Source organism: Streptomyces sp. NPDC029159 (assembly GCF_055564055.1).
Map to the genome: position 1 here is coordinate 980307 of NZ_JBVHWT010000001.1, position 9404 is coordinate 989710.

Genomic DNA, 9404 nt, shown 5'->3' on the forward strand with positions numbered 1-9404 from the left:
CGCCGGCGGGCCCGTCCGACAGGCCGCGGATCAGCGGCAGTTGATCTCCGACTGCGCCCAGTCGGCGAGCGTCAGCCCATCCACCGGCCGCTGCGGCGCCACGCTCAGCCGCAGCGTCTTCACACCGGTCAGCGGGACGTGCACCGGCACCCCGGGCCGCCCGCCGCGCACCACCTCCGAGTGCCACAGCGGCGCGCCGTCCCCCTCCACGGAGAACCGCACCGCGCCCCGCCCCAGGTCGAGATCGTCCACCCCGGCGACCGCGTCGTACGACGTGCAGGGGCGGTTGAGGTCGATGACGACGGTGGACGCGCCGTGGACCGTCACCCCGTTCGGGTACGACCGGCCGTCGATCTCCGGCGTGTACCGCCGCCATACCCAACTGCTGCCCCAGAGGCGGACCTCCGGCCCCGTACCGTCCCCGCCGAGGTCCGTCCCGAGGGAGTTGAGGGGATACGGCGTCGGCACCGGGGTCGGCGTGGGAGTCGGGGTCGGTGTCGGTGTGGGCGTCGGCGTCGGGCTGGGCTTCGGCGGGGTCGGCGTGGGCTTCGGCGTCGGTGTCGGGGTGGGCTTCGGCGGGGGCGGCGGTGCCGGACGGGTGGCGGGCGGCGGCGTGGGCGCCGGCCTCGGCGCGGGCGGCGGCGGGGGAGCGGGCGTCCGCGGCGCCACGGCGGGCGTCGGCGCCTTCCGCGCCTCCGGCTGCTTCGCCGGCTCGTGGGCCCCGGTCATCGCCATCGCCAGCGCCCCACCGGCCACCACCATCACCCCGGCGCCGATCGCGACCTTCACGGGCGTCCCCAGCGCCTCCCCGGCCGCGGCGCCGCCCGCCGCACCGCCCGAGGAACCGCCACCGGCCGCCGCCGCGGCACCCGCCCCGGCCACCGCGCCGACCCCGGCCGTCCCGGCGACCGCCGCCGCGGCCTTGACCGCGTACGAGGCGGCGAACCAGCCGATGACGGCGACCGGCAGCAGCGCGCCGATCCGCTGGTTGACGTCGGCGACCTCCCGCGCCGCCAGCCGGCACCGCGCACACCCGTCGAGATGCTTGCGCAGCCCCCGCTCCGCCCGCATCCGCAGCCCGCCACGGGCGTACGCACCGAGCCGGTCGGCGTAGCGCGCGCAGTCGCCGCCGGCGGTCAGGGATTGGCTGACGTGCGCCTGGAGATAGGCCTGCTTCAGCCCCTCGCGGGCCCGGTGCGCCAGCACCGCCGTGGCGTTGGCGGTCAACCCGAGCAGCGGCGCGACCTGACTGGGCGTCTCCTCCTCGACGGTGGTGTGCCACAGCACCGTCTGATAGCGCTCCGGCAGACTGCGGAACGCCTGCATCGCCAGCGTCCGCTCGGCCTCCTGCATCGCCCGGACGTCGGCGCCGAGATCGACCCCGCTGCCCGGACCGCCGCCGGCGTCCATCGACGCCCCCGCCGCGGAGACCGCGAACACCGCGAAGTCCTCGACCAGTTGCTCCCGCTTCGCCGTCTTCGCCCAGGCGGCCGCCACCCGCCGGACCGTCGTCAGCAGATACGCCCGCACCGCAGTGTCCGGCCCTGCACCGCCCCGCACCGCCTGCAGCGTGCGGGCGAACACCTCACCGGTCAGGTCCTCGGCGGTGTGCGCGTCCCGGCAGCAGCCGCGCGCATAGCGGCGCACCGCCTCGGCATGGCGGCGGTACAGCTCCTCGTACGCACTGTCGTCACCGGCGCGCACCGCGGTGATCAGCGCGGCGTCGGACGACGGGACGCCCTCGGCGCCCTCCGTGTCCGCCGGCGGTTCCGGCGCGCCGGAGACCGCCTCGGTGCGCTCGCGCTGCGGCGGCACCCCGGCGAGCGGTGCCGTCTCGGCGCGCTCGTGCGGCACCGTCGGACCGGTGGCCGGGGGAGTGGCGCCCAGCGGCCCCGTCTGTCCCGGGACCTGCCCCGTCCGATCGTCCCGATCCGTGGTGGTGCGGTCGCCACCGCGCCGTTCGTCCCGCCCGTCAAGAGTCATCGCCAAGGCCCCCGAACAACGCCGTCACACCGGAACACCGCGCAAGCGTGCCACACGACACGCCCGGGCCGAGGGGGCAGTGCCCGCAACCACTCGTCCGGGGTGCGCTGCACGGAGAGAGCCCCTTGAGGCGCGGTTCCGGGGCACAATGTGCGCGCCCCGGCACCGGCGGTCGACAGCGCTCCGGCCGGGACGCACCGCCCCGGCCGGATCTCACCGTTCGGTCAGCTCTGCGGCCGCGACCGGAGCCCCTCCAGCAGGATGTCCAGCAGCCGGGCGGACGCCGCCTGCTGATGCCCCGGATCGGGCAGCGTCGGCGCGCTGGTGGCGATCACCAGCAGCACGTCGCCGACCGTGACGTCCGGCCGCAGCGCCCCCGCCGACCGCGCGCGCTCCACGAGCCGCCCGACGACGTCCAGCAGCGCGGGCACACCCCCGGTCCGCTCCGCCTCCGCGCCGTACGCGTCCGCGGCGGGCTCCCCGCCCGCCACCGGCAGCCGCTGCTGCGGCACCCGGGCGCCCGCGGCGGCGGACGGCCCGGCGGCATCGGCCGCTCCCTCGCCGACCGCCGCCTCCGCCTCCGTACCGGCGCCGACGCGCAGCACGTTCGGCGGCAGCAGCCGCCCGGCGCCCGAGGCGACCGACGTCCGCAGGAAGCGGGAGAGCGCCGACCAGGGGTCCTCCTCCTGGCCCAGCGCGGTGCGCGCCTGCTCGGTCAGCCGGGACGTCTCCTCCTCGGCTATCCGCCGGACCAGCACGTCCTTGCTCGGGAAGCGGCGGTAGACCGTCCCGACCCCGACCCGTGCGCGCCGCGCGACGTCCTCCATGGGCGCGCCGTACCCCAACTCGCCGAAGACCTCGCGCGCGGCCCGCAGCACGTGCTCCAGATTGCGCTGGGCGTCCACCCGCAGCGGCGCGCTGCGGGAGCCCCCTCCTGCGGGCCGCCCGCTGCGCCCGTCGGCCTCGCCGCCGTGCGCCATGGCGGCCCGGCCGCCGTTACCGGGCGCCGTGACGGTGCCCGACCAATGTGTGCCCTGAATATGCATCTGTGATCCCCCGGTCATGACGTCTCCCCCCGGAGACTCCCCGCCCTGACGGAAAGGGGCGCGCCGATGAGCGGGCCCGCCCCCACGAGCTACCGAACATAGTTGAGCCCCGGTCAAGAATGAAGGGTCAGTTCCGGGCACTCCGCACCCCGATCGGCCTACACCGGCACCACCTTCTCCACGGCGTTCCCCCGCCGCCCCGCCGTCGCCCGCCTGACCTGCACACCTCGTTCGCACACCGCGGAAGCCGACCCTCCGCCCGGGCCCGCGCGACCGCCCGCGCATTTCGTCGAGCCTGTGGACAAAGCGCGGCCGGGAAGGCGTCATGGAACAGTGCTGTGCCTTCCCGGGGGCACAGTGCCTCCTGGGGCTGCCGTGCCACCGGCCGGCCTGACCCCGGGGCCTGCCGGGACCGGTCCACCGCGAGGAGAAGCTCTGTGAAGGCTGTGTCTTCGAACGATGTGGCGCGCATCCTGATCGTCGGCGGCGGCTACGTGGGCATGTACACCGCCCTGCGGCTGCAGCGGAAACTCAAGCAGGAGCTGCGGCAGGGCAGCGTCGAGATCACCGTGGTGGACCCCGAGCCGTACATGACCTACCAGCCGTTCCTCCCCGAGGCCGCGGCCGGATCCATCTCCCCCCGCCATGTCGTCGTCCCGCTGCGCCGGGTGCTGCCGCAGTGCCGGGTCGTCATCGGCGAGGTCACCGCCCTCGACCACGACGCGCGCACCGCCACCGTCGAGACCCTCGCCGCGGAGGCGGAAGGCGTCGCCGACGCCGAGATCGGCTACGACGAGCTGATCCTCGCCCCCGGCTCCGTCTCCCGCACCCTCCCGGTCCCCGGCCTCGCCGACCACGGCATCGGCTTCAAGACCGTCGAGGAGGCCATCGGCCTGCGCAACCACGTCCTCGAACAGCTCGACATCGCCTCCTCCACCCGCGATCCGGCCGTCCGCGACGCCGCGCTCACCTTCGTCTTCGTGGGCGGCGGTTACGCAGGCGTCGAGGCACTCGCCGAACTGGAGGACATGGCCCGCTACGCCGCCCGCTACTACCACAACATCGAGGCCACCGACCTGAAGTGGATCCTCGTCGAGGCGTCCGGAAAGATCCTTCCCGAAGTGGGCCCCGAGATGGGCCGCTACGCCGTACGCGAGCTGCGCGCCCGCAACATCGACGTCCGCCTCGACACCCGCCTCGACTCCTGCGAGAACCGCACCGCCGTCCTCAGCGACGGCTCCCGCTTCCCCACCCGCACCCTCGTGTGGACCGCCGGCGTCAAGCCCCACCCGGTCCTCGCCGCCACCGGCCTGCCCCTCAACGGCCGCGGCCGCCTCAAGTGCACCGCCGCCCTCCAGGTGGACGGCGCCGACCACGCCTGGTCCGCCGGGGACGCCGCCGCGATCCCCGACCTCACCGCCCCCGCCCCCACGAGCCCGGACGACCCGCCCGCCCTCTGCGCCCCCAACGCCCAGCACGCGGTACGCCAGGCCCGCACCCTCGCCGAGAACGTCGCCGCCGCCGTCCGCGGCGGCCCGCTCCTCGACTACCGGCACAAGTACGTCGGCTCCGTCGCCTCCCTCGGCCTCCACAAGGGCGTCGCCCACGTCTACGGCCGCAAGCTCAAGGGCTACCCGGCGTGGTTCATGCACCGCGCCTACCACCTCAGCCGCATCCCCACCTTCAACCGCAAGGCCCGGGTGCTCGCCGAATGGACCCTCGCCGGCCTGTTCAAACGCGAAATCGTCTCGCTCGGCTCGCTGGAGAACCCCCGCGCCGAATTCGAACTGGCCGCCGGCACCGGCCGCCACAACGAGGCCAGCTGACCCGCCGCCCGCCGGGACACGCCCGGCCCCACCCGTGCGGCCCGGCCGCACCGGGTCCGGCCGGGCGAAACGGAGCCCGGAACTCCATCCCGGCGCCCGGACGTCTGACGGATACCGCGCGGGTCGGCCACACTGGTCGTGTGACCATGGGTGGGCTCGTCTCCGCGAAGAGTAATAATCACGAGGAATTCGGACGTTTGCTGCATCACGTCAGAGAGCGCCGCACAGGACCCCGGCCGACCGCCCACCGGTCCCCCGGCAGGCACGTCCCACGAGCCGACGGCCCCAGGACGTGCCCCGAAGGTCCGGCCCGGCGCCCTTCGGGCGACAACGGGAGCATGACGCCAGGTCCGAGCCCGCGCGACGAAGCGAAGTAAGAGGTACCCCTCCGTGATCTTCACGCGCTGGAGCGCCAAGCTCCCCCAGCGGCGCACCGGCCGGACCGCACGCCCGGCCGCCACCTCGCCCAACGGCCGGCAGGCACCCGCCGCCCGCCCCACCGCGGACGGACCCCCGCCCGGCGGCGCCGTCCCGGCCGCCCGCGCCGAGGCCGCCGGCCCCGCCGCCCCCGACGGCGACGTACCGCCCGCCGCCCCCGAGGACACCACGGGCACCGAGGGCCCCGAGGGCCCCGGGGGCGGCCCCACCCCGCCCACCGTCGACGCCCTCTCCGTCCACGACATCCTCGGCACCATCCCCGCCCTGGTCGCCGTCGTCTACGGCCCCGAGCACCGCCTCGCCTACGTCAACGCCGCCTACGCCACCGTCTTCGGCCCCCGCCCGGCCGGCCGCACCGCCCGCGAGGCCCTGCCCGAACTGGACGAACTCGGCCTGCTGCCCCTGATGGACCAGGTCCTGCGCAGCGGCCGCCCCCGTACCGTCAAGTCCCGCCGGATCCGCGCCGGCGCCGCCCGCGCCCGCGACACCTACTACACCTTCACCTGCACCCCCATCGAGGTCGCCGCCAGCGGCCCGGCCCCCGACCCGGAGGTCGCCTGCCTCGCCCCGCACAAGGGCGTCCTCGTCTTCGGCGCCGAGGTCACCGACCAGATCGAATCCGCCGAACGCCTCCGCGCCAGCGAGGCCCGCCAGCGCGCCGCCGCCGTCACCCTCCAGCGCTCCCTCCTCCCGCAGGAGCTGGAACAGCCCGACGACCTCCGCGTCGCCGCCACCTACCGCCCCGGCGGCACCGACGCCGCGGTCGGCGGCGACTGGTACGACGTCATCACCCTCGGCGGCGGCCGCACCGCCCTCGTCATCGGCGACGTCATGGGCCGCGGGGTCCGCGCCGCCGCCGTCATGGGCCAGCTGCGCACCGCCGTCCGCGCCTACGCCCGCCTCGACCTGCCGCCCCACGAGGTCCTCCAGCTCCTCGACGGCCTCGCCGCCGAGATCGACGCCAGCCAGATCGCCACCTGCGTCTACGCCGTCCACGACCCCAACGAGGGCCGCCTGGTCTACGCCTCCGCCGGCCATCTGCCGATCCTCGTCCGCGACGCCGACGGCACCGTCCACCGCGCCGCCGAACCGACCGGCCCGCCCCTGGGCACCGGCGGCTGGCTGCACACCTCCGGCACCGTCCCGCTCGGCCCCGGCTCCGCCGCCGTCCTCTACACCGACGGCCTCGTCGAACGCCGCGACAAGGACATCGACCACGGCGTCGAGGCGCTGGCCGCCGCCTTCGCCGGCGCGGACGACGCCCCCGCCGTCGTCTGCGACCGCCTGCTGCGCTCCATGGGCATCACCGACGCCCACGACGACGACGTCGCGATCCTCGTCGTCCAGCACCCCGAGCGCACCGGCCACGACGCCGAGCTGTTCCACAACGCCGTCCTGGAGCTGCACGGCGGCACCGAGGCCGCCCCGCGCGCCCGCGCCTTCGCCTCCGGCGTCCTCGCCTCCTGGCGCTTCGCCCCCGAGCTGCACGATCTCGGCGTCCTCGCCGCCAGCGAGCTGGTCGCCAACTCCCTCCAGCACGGCACCCCGCCGATGCGCCTGCGGCTGCGCCGTACCGACCGCCGCCTGATCGTCGAGGTCACCGACGGCGACGACCACCTCCCGCGCCGCCGCACCGCCGAGCCCGCGGACGAGGCGGGCCGCGGCATCTCCATCGTCGCGACCATCGCCTCCAACTGGGGCTCCCGCCGTACCCCCGACGGCGGCAAGGCCGTCTGGTGCGAATTCGCCCTCCCGTCCCCGTGACGCGGACCCGCACCCATGACGAACGGCCCGGCGCATTCGCCGGGCCGTTCGCCGTCTGTCACTCACTCCGTACGGGATCCCCCTACGGACACGGGCCACCGCCCGCCGGAACCGCTCAGGCCACCGCCACCGCGGTCTCCGCGTCCTGCACCGCACGCACCGGAGCGGCCGCCGCACGGTGCGGGTTGTCCTGCACCGGGGTGAGCATCCGCCCCAGCCGCAGCGACAGCACCGTGATCCCCAGCGCGCACAGCACCAGCATCCCGATGTACGCCGCCGACATCCCGTGGCCCACCATCAGCGCACCCACGGCCGGACCGACCGCCAGCGCCAACTGCTTGACCAGCGCGAACGCCGAGTTGTACTGCCCGATCAGCGACGCCGGCGCCAGATCGGCCACCAGCGGCGCCACCGTCGGCGACAGCAGCGACTCCCCGATGCCGAAGAGCGCGTACGTCGAGATCAGCAGCGTCGTCGCGATCACCTGCGAGCCGTGCACCAGCCCGGACAGACCGGCCGCGACCCACGCCACCGTCCAGATCAGCCCGACCAGCGCCATCACCCGGCTGCGCCGCCGCCGCTCGACGAGCTTCAGCACCACGAACTGCGCCACCACGATCGCCGCCGTGTTGGCCGCCAGCGCGATACCCAGCGTGGCCGGCGCGATCCGGGTGACCTCCGTGGCGTACGCCGCCAGGCCCGACTCGAACTGCCCGTAGCAGGCGAAGAAGAGCACGAAGCCCAGCACACACAGCCACACCATCCGCCGGTCGGAGAAGAGCGCACGCCACGCGCCCTGCGGCCGCTCACCGGTCGGCACCACGTCCTCGACCTTCGGCGTCCGCGGCAGCCGCACGGTCGCCACCGCCGCACCGAGCACCAGGAACATCGCCGCCTCGATGGCGAAGAGCCGCACGAAGCTCGACGCGTGCGCCGGGTCGACGAGCTGCCCGCCGACGAGCCCGCCGATACCGAGACCCAGGTTGTTCAGGAAGAACTGCGTGGCGAACGCCCGCGAGCGGGTGACCGTCGTCGAGGACCACACGATCATCGTGGCGAGCGCCGGCTGGATCACCGCGATACCGGCACCGAGCGCCACCGCCGACGCGATGACCTGCGCCTGGCTGACGGACAGCCCCATCCCCAGGGCACCGAGCGCCGCCGAGACCGTCCCGGCGACGGCCACCGGAAGGGGGCCGCGCCGGTCGATGGCCCGACCGGTCAGCGGCAGCACGGCCAGCGCGGAGATCGCCAGCATCGCCAGCACCACACCCGCGGTACTGGCACCCAGGTCCCGCACCTTCGCCACATAGACGTAGAGATACGGAACCGTGAAGCCGTTGCCGAACGCGCTCAGCGCGTTCCCCAGCTGGATCCGGCGCAGCGCGGCGCCCATTGCGGTGGTCACACTCACCTACCTAGGTCAGGTCGGAAGACGATCAGGAAGTACGGGATGAACTGCGGAGGAAGCCCGGCGAACGGGCGCGCGGGCACCAAAAAGCCCCCGCCGCTCCAGGGGACCGGACGATCACACCCTGAAGACTTCAACTCTAAAGTTCGAAGCTAAAGAGTACATGGCGAAGGACTTCAACGCCAATGAGTTCCATGCCATACTGCGGCGCATGCCTGAGACCTCAGATACGGCCGGTGCCACCGAGCCGAGCCTTGAGGAACAGATCGCGGCCTATCAGCGAGAGTTCCAAGACCTCGACCCCCAGGTGGAACAGGTCGTCTCCGCACTCCAGCGGCTCAACCGGCGGATGAACGTCGCCTACGGACGCCAGACCGCCACCCTCGGCATGAGCAACGCCGAATGGGAGGTCCTCAAGGCCCTCGTCGTCTCGGGCGCCCCGTACCGCCTGGGCCCCGGCGAACTCGCCAAGCGCCTCGGCCTCACCCCCGCGGCCATGACCCACCGCATCGACCGCATGGCGGCCGAGGGACTGGTCAACCGCGAGCGGGACGAGAACAACCGGGTCCGGGTGATCGTCGAGCTGACCCACGAGGGCCGCGAGAAGTGGCTGGAGGCCATGCGGATGGCCTCCGTCTTCGAGGAGGACCTCCTCCAGGACCTCGACGGCGAGGAGCGCCGCATCCTCGGCGCGGTCCTCACCCGCCTCCTGCGCCGCGTGGAGGAGACCCAGCCCGACGCCGAAGGCCGCCTCAGCGACCTCGACTGACCGGGTTGACACGGCCCTGGCCGATACGTAGTGTTCTCCGAGTTGCCACACAGCCGGAACGGTTCTGTGGCAGCCGTCCGCCGCATCGCGGCACACCACTACTGCACGACTCCTCACCGGGACGAATTTCGGCATGCCCGAATTTCACACCGCGACGTGATTATGCG

General features: G+C 74.2%; 6 protein-coding genes. 3 read left to right on the forward strand and 3 right to left on the reverse strand.

Annotated features, from left to right (window positions below):
• Positions 1–30 precede the first annotated feature (30 nt).
• Both ACZ4U4_RS04365 and ACZ4U4_RS04370 read right to left on the reverse strand, forming a co-directional pair.
• Complete coding sequence (locus ACZ4U4_RS04365) at positions 31–1983, reverse strand: sigma-70 family RNA polymerase sigma factor (RefSeq protein WP_467868905.1); 1953 nt, start codon at positions 1981–1983, stop codon at positions 31–33.
• Between the two features lie 224 nt (positions 1984–2207).
• Positions 2208–3029, reverse strand: coding sequence for a TetR/AcrR family transcriptional regulator (locus ACZ4U4_RS04370; RefSeq protein ID WP_467868943.1), 822 nt, complete (start codon positions 3027–3029; stop codon positions 2208–2210).
• A gap of 500 nt (positions 3030–3529) precedes the next feature.
• On the opposite strand from ACZ4U4_RS04370, the gene ACZ4U4_RS04375 reads away from it, so the two are divergent.
• Together ACZ4U4_RS04375 and ACZ4U4_RS04380 are read left to right on the forward strand one after the other, a co-directional pair.
• On the forward strand, positions 3530–4855 hold the full coding sequence (locus tag ACZ4U4_RS04375) for an NAD(P)/FAD-dependent oxidoreductase (protein ID WP_467868944.1): 1326 nt from the start codon (positions 3530–3532) through the stop codon (positions 4853–4855).
• A 390-nt stretch (positions 4856–5245) separates the two neighbouring features.
• The gene (locus ACZ4U4_RS04380; RefSeq protein ID WP_467868906.1) at positions 5246–7057 is read left to right on the forward strand and encodes an ATP-binding SpoIIE family protein phosphatase; all 1812 of its coding nucleotides are present in this window, start codon (positions 5246–5248) and stop codon (positions 7055–7057) included.
• A 115-nt stretch (positions 7058–7172) separates the two neighbouring features.
• On the opposite strand, the gene ACZ4U4_RS04385 is transcribed toward ACZ4U4_RS04380, so the two are convergent.
• A complete protein-coding gene (locus ACZ4U4_RS04385; protein ID WP_467868907.1) occupies positions 7173–8465 on the reverse strand; it encodes an MFS transporter in 1293 nt (430 codons plus the stop codon).
• A gap of 214 nt (positions 8466–8679) precedes the next feature.
• Between ACZ4U4_RS04385 and ACZ4U4_RS04390 the strand changes: the two genes are divergently transcribed.
• Complete coding sequence (locus ACZ4U4_RS04390) at positions 8680–9237, forward strand: MarR family winged helix-turn-helix transcriptional regulator (protein ID WP_030284247.1); 558 nt, start codon at positions 8680–8682, stop codon at positions 9235–9237.
• Positions 9238–9404: the final 167 nt, after the last annotated feature.

Excerpts from the sequence above, each read along its gene's own strand:
- ACZ4U4_RS04375 (WP_467868944.1), top strand. The coding sequence starts at position 3,530 with ATGTACACCGCCCTGCGGCTGCAGCGGAAACTCAAGCAGGAGCTGCGG.
- ACZ4U4_RS04390 (WP_030284247.1), top strand. The coding sequence starts at position 8,680 with ATGCCTGAGACCTCAGATACGGCCGGTGCCACCGAGCCGAGCCTTGAG.
- ACZ4U4_RS04365 (WP_467868905.1), bottom strand. The coding sequence starts at position 1,983 with ATGACTCTTGACGGGCGGGACGAACGGCGCGGTGGCGACCGCACCACC.
- ACZ4U4_RS04370 (WP_467868943.1), bottom strand. The coding sequence starts at position 3,029 with ATGCATATTCAGGGCACACATTGGTCGGGCACCGTCACGGCGCCCGGT.